We start from the raw sequence: 14,507 nt of genomic DNA, 5'->3' as shown, positions 1-14,507 counted from the left end.
GGCTCCTTCGGCCTGCCTCATGCCGAGACCCACGCGGTAATGCTGCGCTATACGATCGCTTTCAACGCGACCGCCACAGGTGCCCTTCTGGATCCGATACGCGAAATCTTTGATGACGGCGACATTGGTCATGCGCTTGCAATCTTCGCGGACGGCGTCGGAGCGCCACGGGCCTTGCGTGACCTCGGAATGCGCGAAGCGGATCTCGCCGGCGCCGCCGATCTTGCAATGTCGTCCGCCTATTGGAATCCGCGGCCGCTGATACGCGGCGAAATCCTCGGTCTGCTGAGATCGGCGTGGGCCGGGGAGGACCGTAGCAAAGGTGGCAAGGGCTGAAAGACAGTCTCAATGACAAATGGATGCGGCCGCACGAAGAGGTGATCCCGAACGGCTGACCAGCTTCATTCACACCGCGCGCGCGAGCGCCGGTCGTGACGGATCTGCAGGGACGGCGATCTGTGCGACCGCTTGAACCCGCGGCGATATGTGCCTAATTTACGCACATATTTGGATCACTCACCGTGAACAGCCGTTTCGCCGTCGCCACGCACATCGTTGCCTTCCTGCAGTACCAGCAGGGCCAACCGGCGTCGTCCGAATTGATCGCGTCGAGCGTCAACACCAATCCGACCTTCATCCGCCGCTTGCTGTCGTTGCTGGCGCGGGCCGGCCTCACAAAGTCGATGATGGGCAGCGGCGGCGGTGCGCTGCTCGCCCGGCCCGGTGATCAGATATCCCTGCTCGACGTCTATCGCGCCGTGGATGAGGAGGGGGTGCTGCTTGCGTTACATGAGCATCCGAATCCGGCCTGCCCCGTGGGCCGCAGCATCAACGAGGTGCTGGCGAACGAGGTAAACGAAGCCCAGCAGGCGCTCGAACGCCGGCTTTCCGCGACCACCATCGCCGACCTCGCAGCCAGGATAGCGGCCCGCAGCGCCTGATCGCGCCGCACGGATCCGAGCATCCACGGCCCCCCGTCGCGCTCCTGAACATTCCAGTCCGGCTGTAACCGCATCACCAGGCACCGCAGCGCTTGACATATTTATGTATCCGATCTAGGTACATATTGTCTGTACCTAGATCGGATACATAAATGCGCTCAACCACTCGATCTTTCACCGCCGCATTCGCGGCCTCATTCGTCTCGCTGGCATCGGTCATGGTGCCTGCGTCTTCCGCAACCGCACATTAGGAGGGTAAATTGACTGAACAGGAACAGCAGGTCGTCGACCTGCTCAAGTCGATCGAGACCGGAGCCGCCGGTCCGGTGTCTGTTATCAATCCCAAAAAGTACATCCAGCACAACCTTGCCGCGGCCGACGGCCTGGCTGGTTTCGGTCAACTGATGGCCTTGCTTCCCAAAGGCTCTGCGAGGGTCAATACCGTCCGCGTCTTCCAGGATGGCGATTATGTCTTCACCCACTCCGACTATGATTTCTTCGGACCGAAGATCGGCTTCGACATCTTCCGCTTCGAGAACGGCAAGATCGTCGAACACTGGGACAATCTGCAGGAAACGGCCGGCCCCAATCCGAGCGGCAACACCATGACCAACGGCCCGACCGTGCCGAAAGACCAGGAGAAGACCGCCGACAACAAGGCGCTGGTCGGCGCCTTCGTGCAGGACATCCTCGTCGGTGGGCAATTCGACAAGCTTGGTGGCTACATTGAGGGCGAGAATTACACGCAGCACAACCCGGCCATCGGCAACGGCCTGTCGGGCCTGAGCGCCGCGCTGGAAGCCATGGCCAAGCAGGGCATCACCATGAAGTACGACACGGTCCACAAAGTGCTCGGCGAGGGCAATTTCGTGCTCACCGTCAGCGAAGGTTCCTTTGCCGGCAAGGCTTCGTCCTTTTACGATCTCTTCCGCGTCGATAACGGCAGGATCGTCGAGCACTGGGATACAATCGAAACGATCCCACCACAGATCGAATGGAAGAACGCGAACGGCAAGTTCGGTTTCTAAAGCAGGAGATCCGCCTGGCGATTTCCGCCCGAAATTGCGGAAGCGAATACTTGGAGCGGGTCGGCGATATGATCGAAGGCTGATCCGCTCTCGTGCACTCGGATGTCGGCGCTTCATCCGAAGCATCGGCACTCTTATCTCGCCCAACGGGCCGGAGGCATCGTCTCCGGCGCATCGATAGTTCGGCGTCGAGTCACGCAAAATAAGCCTTGGCGCGGTTGGAACAGCCGCGGCCTTCGCATCGGTTCTGATATCGCGCAGGCGGCGGCGCGCCGCTCGTTTCCCCCATTTCCGCAAGGCCGACGCCGACAGTGTGAGCGGCGGGGGAAACCAGCTTCACCAAAAGGAATTCGCCCCTCGCTTGACAATGTGCAATCGATCGCATAACAAACGGTGCAATCGATTGCATAAAGGTATTGGATAAGCGCATTGGATAGACTAACGCGTTGGAGGAAACGATGAGCGCAGGGATAGCAGTCAGGGGAGAGGGGCACCGCACCCACATCATCGGGGATCAAAGCGCGGTGACGGAGATCGTCCTTGACGCCATGTCGCGGGCGCCGAACGCCCGTCTACGCGAGGTCGCCGCGGCCTTCGTGCGGCACATGCACGCCTTTGCCCGCGAGGTGAAGCTCACCGAGGAGGAGTTCGAGCTCGGCGTCGATTTCCTCAACCGCATAGGCCAGTCCACCCACGACGCGCACAATGAGGGCGTTCTGTTCTCGGATGCCATCGGCTTCTCGACATTGGTCTGTCTCCTGAACAATGGTCAGAACGGCGCCACCGAGACGGCCTCGGCTCTGCTTGGGCCGTTCTGGCGCATGCATTCCCCGGCTACCGAGAACGGCGGCTCGATCGTACGGTCCGAAACGCCCGGACCGGCACTGTTTGCAAACTGCCGCATCACCGACCCGGATGGTAACCCGTTGGCGGATGTCGAGGTCGACATATGGCAGGCTTCGCCGGTAGGGCTCTACGAGAACCAGGACCCAGGCCAGGCCGACATGAACCTGCGTGGGAAGTTCCGGACCGACGCGGACGGGTGCATCTGGTTCCGCTCGGTCAAGCCCGCCGGTTATCCGGTGCCGACCGACGGACCGGTCGGCGATCTCCTGCGCGCGCAGCTGCGTCATCCCTATCGGCCGGCGCATTTGCATTTTCTCTGCCACAAGCCCGGCTACAAGACCCTGATCACCCAGGTCTTCGTCGATGACGACCAGCATATCGAGAGCGACGTAGTCTTCGGCGTCACGCGCCACCTCATCGGTGATTTCCAGCAAGGTGCCGGTGCCGCCCCGGTTCCAGGGGTCGACAGCCCGTGGTTCCGATTGACCTACGATTTCGTGATGGAGGCCGGCGAAGCCAAGCTGCCGAACCCTCCTATCCGTTAGCAGCCCCGAACACGCCAGAGAGCAATCATGTCAAATTCAGTCCAGCCGGGGGCCGCGGCCTCCTCGTCGGTCACGGTGCGTCCGCGACCATCCTATCCCCGATCGCTTGCCGGCAAGGTGGCCCTCGTCGTCGGCGGCGCCGGCGCCATCGGAGCGGCCACCAGCCGCATGCTGGCCGCTGCCGGGGCAACGGTAGTGGTCACGCATCTCGACACCGAGCGCGATGCGGCCGCAGCCAAGGCGCTGATCGCCGAACTGGGCGGCGATCACGCCGCTTATACCGCCAATCTCGTCGATACCCCTTCGCTGATCGCGTTGCGAGCGCAGCTTCAGGACCGCTACGGACGGCTCGACATCCTGGTCAACGCCGCCGGCTTCACCAAGCCGGTGCCGCATGCCGACCTGGATGCGCTGACCGACGAGTTGATCGATCGTATGCTGCAGGTCAACTGGCGTGGTCAGTTCGCGGCGATCCGCACTTTCGCGCCGATGCTGAAGGCTTCCGGCGACGGGCTCGTCGTGTCGATCTCGTCCATCGCCGCCTTCACAGGCGTTGGTTCCTCGATCGCTTACTGTGCCGCCAAGGCCGGCATCGACGTGATGACCAAGGCGTTGGCACGGGTGCTGGCGCCCGAGGTGCGGGTGCTGGCGGTGTCGCCTGGCGTCGTCGACACCGAGTTCGTGCCCGGCCGCGGCACCGACTTCAACGACAGGGTTAGTGCCTCGACGCCGCTCAGGCGGATCGGCGAGGCCGAGGATATCGCCGCCGCCATCACCGCATGCGCCACCATGCTCGGCTATTCGACCGGACACATCGTCCAGGTCGATGGCGGCCGTGCGCTCTAGGACGGAGGCTCGATGATGCGCTCGCCGCTGCCAAAAATCGTCATCACCTGTGCGATCACCGGCAATCTGACCAAGCCGGAACAGACCCCGCATCTGCCGATCACGCCACAACAAATCGCGGCCTCGGCGCTCGCCGCCGCCGAGGCCGGCGCTGCGGTCGTGCATATCCACGTGCGCGACCCGCGGACCGGCCGCCCGTCGATGGAACTCGAGCTCTATCGCGAGGTGCTGGACCTGATCCGCGGCTCGAACCCGGAACTGATCATCAATCTGACCACCGGTCCCGGCGGTCGTTTCGTGCCGTCGCAGGAAGATCCCAGGGTCGCCGGCCCGGGCACGACGCTGTTGGCGCCCGAACGCCGCGTCGAGCACATCGCCGCGCTCAAGCCCGACATCTGCACGCTCGACCTGAACACCATGAATTCCGGTGGCGAAGTGGTGATCAACACGCCCGGCAATGTGCGCCGCATGGCCAAGGTGATCGCCGGGGCCGGCGTCAGGCCGGAGATCGAACTGTTCGATTCGGGCGACATCGCGCTGCTGGCCGATCTTCTCGCCGACGGCACGCTGCAGGGGCCTCCGCTCACTTCGTTGATCATGGGCGTGCGCTACGGCTTCCAGCCATCGCCGGAAACCGTCGTCTACGCCCGCAACCTTCTGCCGCCGGATGCCGCGTTCACCGCGATAGGCATCGGCCGCTCCGCCTTCCAAATGGTGGCGCAGTCCTACCTTGCCGGCGGTCACGTGCGGGTCGGCCTGGAGGACGCCATCTATCTCGATCGCGGCGTGTTGGCGCCGTCGAACGCCGCAATGGTCGAGAAGGCACGCCGCATCGTCGAAGACCTCGGCGGCAAGGTCGCCGACCCGCGCGAGGCGCGAGCCATTCTCGGCCTGCCCGCTTGGCCGGCCAACACCAACCGCGTCGCCTGAAATTCGAACGGGGCCGACCATGTCACTTACGACCGAACGTCCACGCCAGCTCCAGGTCTCCGCGAGAGGACTGCGCCTGTACGAGAAAGCGCCGGACTATGCGGCGATCAGGCTCGCTGTCGAGGAATACCCGCTGCGCGCCGTCGCGGCCCACGAGGTCCTGGTCGAGATCCACGCCGCCGCCGTGAACCCTTCGGATGCCAAGGCGGCCACCGGGCTCATGCCCTATGCGGTGTTTCCGCGAACACCGGGGCGCGACTATTCCGGCAAGGTGGTGGTCGGCCCGGAAACCCTCGTCGACAAGCTGGTGTTCGGCTCATCGGGCGATCTCGGCATCCGCCAGGACGGTTCGCACGCCAGCCACATGATCGTCGAGGCGGACGCCGTCGTCGAGATCCCGCCAGGCATCGGCGCCCGCCAGGCCGCCGGCATCGGCGTGCCGTTCGTCACCGCCTGGGAAGGGTTGCGGCGTGCGGGCCTGCCTGCCGAGGGCGAGACCGTGATGATCCTCGGGCTCAACGGAAAGGTTGGCCAGGCGGCGGCACAGATCGCCAGTTGGCGCGGCGCGCGTGTGATCGGCGTCGTGCGGCGCGAGGAATCCCATGCTGGCCACGCCAACGGGCCGGTGGAGGTGATCGCCTCGAACACGACGGATGTGCCGGCGAAGGTCCGCGAACTTACCGGCGGCAAGGGGGCCGACATCGTCTTCAACACCGTCGGCGACCCGTTCTACGAGATCGGCCAGAAGTCGATGGCGGTCGGGGGTCGGGCGATCTTCATTTCCGTCATTGACCGCTTTGTCAGCTTCGACATCCTCGCTTTCTACAAAGGCCGCCACACCTATGTCGGCATCGACACCATCGCGCTCGGCTCGGTCGAGACCGGCGCCATCCTGAAGGCGCTGGCGCCAGGTTTCGCCGACGGCTCGCTGCGGCCTTTTCCAATCATCGACAGCGCCGTCTACCGGTTCGATGACGCCCATGCCGCCTACCAGGCCGTGATGGGCTCGTCGCGGAACCGCGTCGTGCTGGTGCCGGGAGGCTGATGCCATGCACGTCGTCCGTTTCGCCGAAGCTCCCGCCTACTCCGCACCCGGCCATCACGATATGCGGATGACGCGGCTGCAAGGACGCGAGGCCGGGCCGGCCGACACCGTCTGGCTGGGCGCCTCGACCCTTGCGCCAAATGGCGGCACGATGCTCGACACTTCGGACGTCGAGAAGATGTACGTCGTACTCGACGGAGAGGTGACCGTATCGAACGGCCGCGAGCATGTGCGCCTGCGACGCTGGGATTCCTGCCGCATCGGGCCGAACGAGGCCCGCCGGTTGCACAACCATACCCAGGAACCCGCCACGATCCTGCTGGTGATGCCGTTGCAGGCGACCGGGCCGCCGCGCTGACCGGCACCTGGGACGTCCGCCCGTCGGGCTCCGTGACCACGCATGCCTACCATCAACCCACGCGACGGGTGTTGCCCGTCGCCGCGATGTCATTCGCCCCAAGGGAGGAACCCAATGGCTCATGTGCATTCCCCACGTCCGCGTAAACCCTGGTACCAGATCCTCTATCTGCAGGTGCTGATCGGCATCGCGGCGGCAATCGTGCTCGGCCACTTCTGGCCGCAAGCCGGCATCGACATGAAACCGCTGGGCGACGCCTTCATCAAGCTCATCAAGATGGTGATCGCACTGGTCATCTTCTGCACCGTCGTGTCCGGAATCACCGGCATGAACGATCTGAAGAAGGTCGGCAGGGTTGGTGGCAAGGCGCTCATCTATTTCGAGGTCGTGTCCACGGTTGCGCTGATCATCGGTCTGATCGTCGGCAATCTGGTCAAGCCCGGCGCCGGCTTCAACGCCGACCCGGCGACCCTCGACGCAAGCGCGGTCGCGGCCTACGCCGGCAAGGCCGCCGAACAGTCGGTCAGCGACTTCCTGATGAACATCATTCCGACCACCATTGTCGACGCTTTCGCCAAAGGCGACATCCTGCCGGTCGTTCTGATCTCGGTCCTGTTCGGCTATGTGCTGTCGCATCTCGGCGACCGCGCCAAACCGGTCAGGGACGTGATCGATGCCGGCTCGCACCTGGTGTTCGGCGCCATCAACGTCATCATGCGGCTGGCGCCGATCGGCGCTTTCGGGGCGATGGCCTTCACGGTCGGCAAATATGGCGTTTCCGCGCTCGGCCCGCTCGTATTCTTGATCGGCACATTTTATCTCACCAGCATCATATTCGTGTTCGGCGTGCTCGGCCTCATCGGTTGGTGGGCGGGCTTCAGCATCTTGAAGTTCCTGCTCTACATCAAGGAAGAGATCCTGCTCGTGCTCGGCACGTCGTCGTCGGACTCGGCCTTGCCCAGCCTGATGGAAAAGCTGGAGCGCGCGGGCGTCTCCAAGCCGGTGGTTGGCCTGGTCGTGCCGACCGGCTACGTCTTCAACACCGACGGCACATCGATCTACATGACGCTGGCGGCGCTGTTCGTGGCGCAGGCCACCAACACCGACCTGTCACTGCATCAGCAACTCGCCATCTTCGCCGTCGCCATGCTCACCTCAAAGGGTGCGTCCGGCGTCACCGGCGCCTCCTTCATCGCCCTGGTCGGAACCCTTTCGGTGGTTCCCGCCATCCCGGTCGCCGGCATGGCGCTCATCCTCGGCATCGACCGCTTCATGAGTGAAGCCCGGGCGCTGGTGAACATGATTGGTAACGGGGTCGCCACGGTGGTCATGGCACGCTGGGAAGGCGAACTCGACTACGCGCGGCTCGACGCCGCGCTTTCGGGCCAGCCGCTCGTCGATCCCTATCCGCTCGACGTCGTCGAAGCGGGCCGTGAAGCTGACTCCGGCGCGATCGGGCCGCTGGCCGTCGTGCCGCGTTAATCCCCGCTCGCCCGGACCAGGGTGGCGATGGAGCACGCTGCCATTGGATAGGGAAGGCCGCCCGCAGCAGAAGCTGATGGGGCGATATATGCTGCCGCCAGCCGCCGCAGTGGTCGATCTCGTGACCACCGCCCTCGGCGCCTTCGAACCACTGGTCGAGCGGGCGGCTGCCGTCTTCTGGAACTCGCCGCCGGCGTGACGGAGGACGAGTTGCTGGCGAGCAAGTTCTGATCGTGGCACCTGAGTAGTGCCCGCAAGGCCCTCGCGAAATTAGACAAAGAACCGTTCAATTCGACAAGACGCGGGCGCGCATGTTTCGCACCCTGTCGCAATATGGCGGCCTTCCATCGAGACAGGTGGTCGGCCTTCTCTTCACGGCACCGGGTAGGCAGATGAAAGTCTATTTATTTTCCCTCGGCGCGGGCCTCCTTGTCGGCGTCATCTATAGTCTCATCAACGTTCGTTCACCGGCGCCGCCGGTCGTGGCGCTCGTAGGTCTCCTCGGCATTTTGGTCGGGGAGCAATTGCCGCCGCTGGTGCGCAGTCTATGGGCCAAGGAGCCCGCGCTGCAATCCTGGCAAAATCAGGTCCGGCCCCATGTCTTCGGTCACCTGCCGCGCGGCAAGCCGGCTCAGGACGAGACGGAAGAAAAGGAGCGCGCATAGTGCCGACGCGTCGTGCCGTTCTTGGCGGGCTTGCTCTCCCCGGTCTCGCCCTGTCTGCCTTTGCTCAAGGTCAACCCCAACAATCCGGAGACAAGTCGGTGACAGCAGACCTTATCCTGCACAGCGGCCAAATAACCACGCTCGACCGCACCAAGCGGTCGGCAAGCGCCGTCGCGATCAAGGACGGCGTGTTCCTGGCGGTTGGCAACGAGGCCGACGTGATGGCGCATGCCGGCCAGCAGACGAAGATTATCGACCTCATGGGACGCCGCGCGCTTCCGGGGCTGATCGACAATCATCTGCATATCATCCGCGGCGGATTGAACTTCAACATGGAGCTGCGCTGGGACGGCGTGCGTTCGCTGGCGGACGCCATGAGCATGCTCAAGCGTCAGGTCGCTGTGACGCCGCCGCCGCAATGGGTGCGCGTCGTCGGCGGCTTCACCGAACATCAGTTCGCCGAAAAGCGCCTGCCGACGATCGAGGAACTCAATGCCGTCGCGCCCGACACTCCGGTCTTCATTCTGCACCTCTACGACCGCGCCCTGCTGAACGGAGCGGCGCTGCGTGCAGTTGGCTATGGCAAGGATACGCCCAACCCGCCAGGCGGCGAGATCACGCGCGACGCCAACGGCAATCCGACCGGGCTGCTGCTGGCCAAGCCCAATGCCGGCATCCTCTATTCGACGCTCGCCAAGGGCCCCAAGCTGCCCTTCGATTACCAGCTCAATTCGACGCGCCATTTCATGCGCGAGCTCAACCGGCTCGGCGTGACGGGGGCGATCGATGCCGGCGGCGGCTTCCAGAACTATCCGGATGATTACGCCGTCATCCAGAAACTTGCCGATGACGGCCAGTTGACCATCCGCCTTGCCTACAACCTGTTCACGCAGAAGCCGAAGCAGGAGAAGGAGGACTTCCTCAACTGGACCAGGAACTCAAAGTACAAGCAGGGAACGGATTATTTCCGCCATAACGGCGCCGGTGAGATGCTGGTCTTTTCGGCCGCCGATTTCGAGGATTTCCGTGAGCCGCGTCCCGACATGCCGCCCGAGATGGAGGGCGACCTCGAGGGCGTCGTGCGCATCCTGGCCGAAAATCGCTGGCCCTGGCGCCTGCATGCAACCTATGACGAGACGATCTCGCGGGCGCTCGACGTCTTCGAGAAGGTCGACCAGGACGTTCCCCTCAAGGGTCTGAACTGGTTCTTCGACCATGCCGAGACGATCTCCGAACGCTCGATCGATCGCATCGCAGCACTTGGCGGCGGCGTTGCCGTGCAGCATCGCATGGCCTATCAGGGCGAGTATTTCGTCGAGCGCTACGGCCCCGGCGCGGCCGAGGCGACCCCGCCGGTGGCACGCTTGCTGGAAAAGGGGGTGAAGACCTCGGCCGGCACCGACGCCACCCGCGTCGCCTCCTACAACCCCTGGGTCTCGCTGTCCTGGCTGGTCACCGGCCGCACCGTCGGCGGCCTGCGCATGACACCACAGCGCAACTGCCTCGATCGCGAGACGGCGCTGCGGATGATGACCGAAAAGGTCACCTGGTTTTCCAACGAGGAAGGGAAGAAAGGCCAGGTCGTTGTCGGCCAGTTCGCCGATCTGATCGTGCCCGACCGCGATTTCTTTTCGTGTCCAGAGGACGAGATATCGCACATCAGCGCCGATCTGACGGTGGTTGGCGGCAAGATCGTCTATGGAGCCGGGGACTTCGCAAGTCTGGACGAGAGCGCACCCCCTCCGGCGATGCCCGACTGGTCGCCGGTCAGGACCTTCAAGGGCTATGCGGCCTGGGGCGAGCCCGAGGGCGCCGGCAAGAACTCGTTGCGGCGAACGGCCATGACCAGTTGCGGCTGCGCGAGCAGCTGCGGCGTTCATGGCCACGACCATGCCGGGGCCTGGTCGAGCCGCCTCCCGGTCTCCGATCTCAAGAGTTTCTGGGGCGCGCTCGGCTGCGCCTGCTGGGCAGTATGATGCGCGACATAAGCCTGCTTGCGGGCCGCCTTCTGCTCGTCGTGCTCTTTGTCGTCAGTGGTCTCGGCAAATGGGGCAACCTCGCCGCCACGGCCGAAACGATCGCCGCCAAGGGCTTTCCCGCGCCATTCGCATTCGCGATCTTGGCGGCCGGCGCCGAGATGTTGGGAGCTTTGGCGATCATCGTCGGTGTCTTGCCACGACTTGCGGCCGTGGGACTGGCCGCCTACGCGCTGGTGACAGCCTTCGTTTTCCACGCCTTCTGGGGAATGCCCGACCCGGGCGCCGCGGAGATGCAGTCTATCCACTTCCTGAAAAACCTCGGCCTGGCCGGCGGTTTCTTGTGCTTGCCGGCGCCGGCGCCGGCCGCTTCGCCTTGATACGAAACGAGAGACCATGATGACGATATCGGATTCCGCGACCGTGCCTGCGAGGCAGGCTCCAGCGCTGCGGTGGGTTGCGATGCTCCTGCTCTGCGGCGCCTATATCCAGGGGCCGGTGACCAAGATTCTCGATTTCGGCGGCGCCATCGCCGAGATGAATCACTTCGGCCTGTCGCCCGCGCCTGTGTTCGCCGTTCTGGTGATCGCCTTCGAACTCACGGCGACAGCGATGATCCTGGCCGGCCGCTGGCGCTGGCTCGCCGCGCTCTGCCTCGCCGGCTTCACGCTGGTCGCCACGTTCATCGCCCTGCGTTTCTGGGAACTGCCGGCCGGACAGGACCGGACGATGGCGACCAACGCCTTCTTCGAACATCTCGGCCTGATCGGCGGCTTCCTCCTGGTCGCGCTCGATGACCTCGCGCGGCCGAAGGGAGCGGACAATTGAGCGGGGAGCCTCCCAGGGCCGCCGTATCCAGCTTCGCGCCGCTGCGACAAAAGGTCTTCGCCGTTCTGTGGGCGGCGACGATCATCGGCAATGTCGGCAGCTTCATGCGCGATGTCGCCAGCGCGTGGCTCGTCACGGATCTCTCCGGTGCCCCTGCCGCGGTCGCGATGGTGCAAGCGGCGGCAACGCTGCCGGTCTTTCTGCTTGCGATCCCCGCCGGCGTACTCTCCGACATCCTCGATCGCCGGAAGTTCCTGATCGCCGTCCAGCTGATGCTCGGGCTGGTGAGCCTGTCGCTGATGTCGTTGTCGCTGAGTGGACTTCTCAGCGTCAGTTCATTGGTGGCATTGACCTTTCTCGGTGGCGTCGGCGCCGCCCTGATGGGTCCGACTTGGCAGGCGATCGTGCCAGAGCTCGTGGGCAAGGCGGACCTCAAGAGCGCGGTTGCGCTGAACTCGCTCGGCATCAACATTGCGCGCGCGATCGGGCCGGCCCTGGGTGGCCTTATCCTGGCGGCTCTCGGCGCCGGCGTCACCTATGGCGCCGACGTGGCGAGCTATGTCGTCGTTGTCGGTGCGCTGATGTGGTGGCGGCGCGCGCCCGACAGCGACGATGCTCTCAGTGAGCGCTTCGGCGGCGCCTTCCGTGCCGGGCTTCGCTATGCGAGGGCCAGCCGCGAACTGCATGTGGTGCTGCTGCGCGCCGCGATCTTCTTCGCCTGCGCAAGTGCCGTCTGGGCCCTGTTGCCGCTTGTCGCCCGCAACCTGCTCGGCGGTGGCTCAGGCTTCTACGGTGTGCTGCTGGGGGCTGTCGGGGCCGGCGCCATTATGGGCGCGATCGTACTGCCGCGCTTGCGGAGCACCTTGGACGCCGACACGCTGCTGCTGCTATCGGCAATTGTGACAGCGGCTGTGATGGCGGCGCTCTCCTTCGGCCCGCCGCAATGGCTCGCGGTCGTAATCCTGCTCCTGCTCGGCATGGCTTGGATCGTCGCCCTCACAACACTCAACGGAGTCGCCCAGGCGATCCTGCCGAACTGGGTGCGGGGGCGCGCGCTCGCAGTCTACCTGACCGTCTTCAACGGCGCGATGACCGCCGGCTCCCTCGGCTGGGGTGCGGTCGCGGAGGCCGCCGGTATCCGCGGCACCTTGCTGATCGGGGCGGCCGCACTGTTCGTCGCGGGCCTGATCATGCACCGCGTCAAACTGCCGGTAGGGGAGGCTGATCTTGCACCCTCCAACCACTGGCCGGAACCGCTCGTTGCCGCTCCGGTCGAAAATGACCGCGGGCCGGTGCTCATCCTGATCGAGTATCGCGTTCCGAAGACGGAGCGCGGAGCGTTCCTGCGGACAATCCGCAAACTCTCCGCCGAACGGCGGCGCGATGGAGCCTATGGCTGGGGCATCACGGAAGATGCAGCCGACCCGGAAAAGCTGGTCGAGTGGTTCATCGTGTCGTCATGGGCGGAGCATTTGCGCCAGCATCACCGCGTATCGAAAGCCGATGCCGATCTGCAGAGCGAAATCGCGCGCTTCCATGTAGGGCCGGATGGACCAGTCGTGCGGCATTTCATCCATATGGATCCGCCACGTCGCCCCGCTGGTTCCGGTAAAGGGGTGAAGGCATGACGCGAGTGGGTCCGATCGCGCTGATATGGCTGTTGCTGACCTCGGGCAGTGTCGTCACGGCGCAGGCGGATGATCGTGATAAGCCGGCGGCGAAAGATCCTTTCGATGCCCTGAAAGACATCCCCTTATCGCCTGATGGCCAGGTCACCCTCTCGCTCGGAGGGCAGTTGCGCATCCGGTCGGAGTTCTCGCGCAATCCTGTGTTCGGGCTGGCGGCGCCCGAGCGCAACGACGGCGTGCTGATGCGGACCTATCTTTCGGCCGGCTTGCGTATCGGCCAATTCCTGAAGACCTATGTCGAGCTTGTCAGTGGGCAGGCGCCTGTCTGGAACGGAACGCCCCCGCCAACCCAACTCGACCGGCTGGATCTGTTGCAGGGTTATGGCGAACTCATGCTGCCGACCGATCTCGGCGGCATCATGATCCGCGGCGGAAGGCAGGAGATGAGCTACGGCTCATCGAGGCTGGTCTCTGTACGCGAAAGTCCGAATGTCCGCCGCTCCTTCGACGGCGTACGAGCCGCCTGGATCGCTTCGTCGGATGCGCGTATCGACGCCTTCGTTACGCGGCCCGTGCTGCCGCAGGACGGTATCTTCGACGACAAGTCCGACCCTGGTCAGGCGTTCTGGGGCGTCTACGGCACGGGTCAGGTTCCCGATTTGCCGGCTCTCAAGATCGATCTCTATTATCTCGGCCTGGATCGCCAAAATGCCCGCTTCGCGCAGGGCACCGCCGACGAGCACCGTCACACTGTGGGCGCCCGGCTCTTCGGCGAGGCGGGCAATCTCGACTGGAATGTCGAGGCCGCCTATCAGTTCGGTCAATTCGGACACGATAAGATACAGGCATGGACCGTTTCGGCCAATTTCGGCTACACCTTCGTAAACATGCCCTTCTCGCCACGCCTCGGCCTTAATGCCGACGCGATCAGTGGCGACGGCAATCTGGAAGACAGCACGCTAGGCACTTTCTATCCGCTCTTCCCGAAGCTGCCCTACTTCTCGGAAGCGAACCTGGTGGCCCCCGCCAACCTCCTCGATATCCAGCCGAACGTCAGTCTGACCCTGCTACCTGAAGTCAAGCTCACCCTCGGCTGGAACCCACTCTGGAAGCAGGCGCAGGAAGACGCGTTTTATGGGCCGGCCATCACGCCCGTCGCGGGGACGACCGGGGGCACCGGCCGTTACATCGGCCAGCAGTTCTCGACCACGCTGGAATGGGAGGTAACCGATCATCTAACGCTGGGAGGCACCTATGTGAACTATGTTCCGGGTGAGCGTGTCCGCGAGGCTGGCGGCACGTCCGGGTCGTTCGCCGCCGGCTGGGCGACCGTATCGTTCTAGTTGGAGGCACAACATGATTTTCCCCGCTCATCGGCATTCAGCCAAT

General features: G+C 64.3%; 16 protein-coding genes. All 16 read left to right on the top strand.

The window, feature by feature from the left end; genetic code table 11:
• A partial coding sequence (locus tag FJ548_RS27220; protein WP_140779511.1) for an iron-containing alcohol dehydrogenase occupies positions 1–336 on the top strand: 336 nt, incomplete at its 5' end.
• Between the two features lie 185 nt (positions 337–521).
• On the top strand, positions 522–941 hold the full coding sequence (locus tag FJ548_RS27215; RefSeq protein WP_140779510.1) for an Rrf2 family transcriptional regulator: 420 nt from the start codon (positions 522–524) through the stop codon (positions 939–941).
• Between the two features lie 260 nt (positions 942–1,201).
• Positions 1,202–1,969: a nuclear transport factor 2 family protein gene (locus FJ548_RS27210; RefSeq protein WP_140779509.1), complete on the top strand. Its 768-nt coding sequence runs from the start codon at positions 1,202–1,204 to the stop codon at positions 1,967–1,969.
• Between the two features lie 458 nt (positions 1,970–2,427).
• The gene (locus FJ548_RS27205; protein ID WP_140779508.1) at positions 2,428–3,360 is read left to right on the top strand and encodes a dioxygenase; all 933 of its coding nucleotides are present in this window, start codon (positions 2,428–2,430) and stop codon (positions 3,358–3,360) included.
• A gap of 27 nt (positions 3,361–3,387) precedes the next feature.
• Positions 3,388–4,206, top strand: coding sequence for an SDR family oxidoreductase (locus FJ548_RS27200; RefSeq protein WP_140779507.1), 819 nt, complete (start codon positions 3,388–3,390; stop codon positions 4,204–4,206).
• Between the two features lie 15 nt (positions 4,207–4,221).
• Entirely contained in the window at positions 4,222–5,136 is a 915-nt protein-coding gene (locus tag FJ548_RS27195) for a 3-keto-5-aminohexanoate cleavage protein (protein WP_140779518.1), read from the top strand.
• 19 nt (positions 5,137–5,155) lie between these two features.
• Entirely contained in the window at positions 5,156–6,181 is a 1,026-nt protein-coding gene (locus FJ548_RS27190; protein ID WP_140779506.1) for a zinc-binding alcohol dehydrogenase family protein, read from the top strand.
• A gap of 4 nt (positions 6,182–6,185) precedes the next feature.
• The gene (locus tag FJ548_RS27185) at positions 6,186–6,539 is read left to right on the top strand and encodes a cupin domain-containing protein (protein ID WP_140779505.1); all 354 of its coding nucleotides are present in this window, start codon (positions 6,186–6,188) and stop codon (positions 6,537–6,539) included.
• Between the two features lie 114 nt (positions 6,540–6,653).
• The gene (locus tag FJ548_RS27180; RefSeq protein ID WP_140779504.1) at positions 6,654–8,021 is read left to right on the top strand and encodes a dicarboxylate/amino acid:cation symporter; all 1,368 of its coding nucleotides are present in this window, start codon (positions 6,654–6,656) and stop codon (positions 8,019–8,021) included.
• A gap of 76 nt (positions 8,022–8,097) precedes the next feature.
• Positions 8,098–8,220 (top strand): hypothetical protein, encoded by a 123-nt coding sequence (locus FJ548_RS30780; protein WP_281407113.1) that lies wholly within the window; start codon positions 8,098–8,100, stop codon positions 8,218–8,220.
• A gap of 193 nt (positions 8,221–8,413) precedes the next feature.
• A complete protein-coding gene (locus FJ548_RS27175) occupies positions 8,414–8,686 on the top strand; it encodes a XapX domain-containing protein (protein WP_140779517.1) in 273 nt (90 codons plus the stop codon).
• 98 nt (positions 8,687–8,784) lie between these two features.
• On the top strand, positions 8,785–10,662 hold the full coding sequence (locus FJ548_RS27170) for an amidohydrolase (protein ID WP_348640949.1): 1,878 nt from the start codon (positions 8,785–8,787) through the stop codon (positions 10,660–10,662).
• Positions 10,662–11,042 (top strand): DoxX family protein, encoded by a 381-nt coding sequence (locus FJ548_RS27165; protein WP_181168922.1) that lies wholly within the window; start codon positions 10,662–10,664, stop codon positions 11,040–11,042. The genes FJ548_RS27170 and FJ548_RS27165 overlap by 1 nt, the downstream gene beginning before the upstream one ends.
• A 19-nt stretch (positions 11,043–11,061) precedes the next feature.
• A complete protein-coding gene (locus tag FJ548_RS27160; RefSeq protein WP_140779516.1) occupies positions 11,062–11,490 on the top strand; it encodes a DoxX family protein in 429 nt (142 codons plus the stop codon).
• Complete coding sequence (locus FJ548_RS27155) at positions 11,487–13,118, top strand: MFS transporter (RefSeq protein ID WP_140779501.1); 1,632 nt, start codon at positions 11,487–11,489, stop codon at positions 13,116–13,118. The genes FJ548_RS27160 and FJ548_RS27155 overlap by 4 nt, the downstream gene beginning before the upstream one ends.
• Positions 13,115–14,461: an alginate export family protein gene (locus tag FJ548_RS27150; RefSeq protein WP_140779500.1), complete on the top strand. Its 1,347-nt coding sequence runs from the start codon at positions 13,115–13,117 to the stop codon at positions 14,459–14,461. The genes FJ548_RS27155 and FJ548_RS27150 overlap by 4 nt, the downstream gene beginning before the upstream one ends.
• The last annotated feature ends 46 nt before the right edge of the window (positions 14,462–14,507 follow it).

The organism is Mesorhizobium sp. B2-4-17 (assembly GCF_006441275.1).
Lineage (GTDB): Bacteria > Pseudomonadota > Alphaproteobacteria > Rhizobiales > Rhizobiaceae > Mesorhizobium.
The sequence above is the reverse complement of the archived record's forward strand: the minus strand, read 5'-3'. Positions and strand labels throughout refer to the sequence as shown.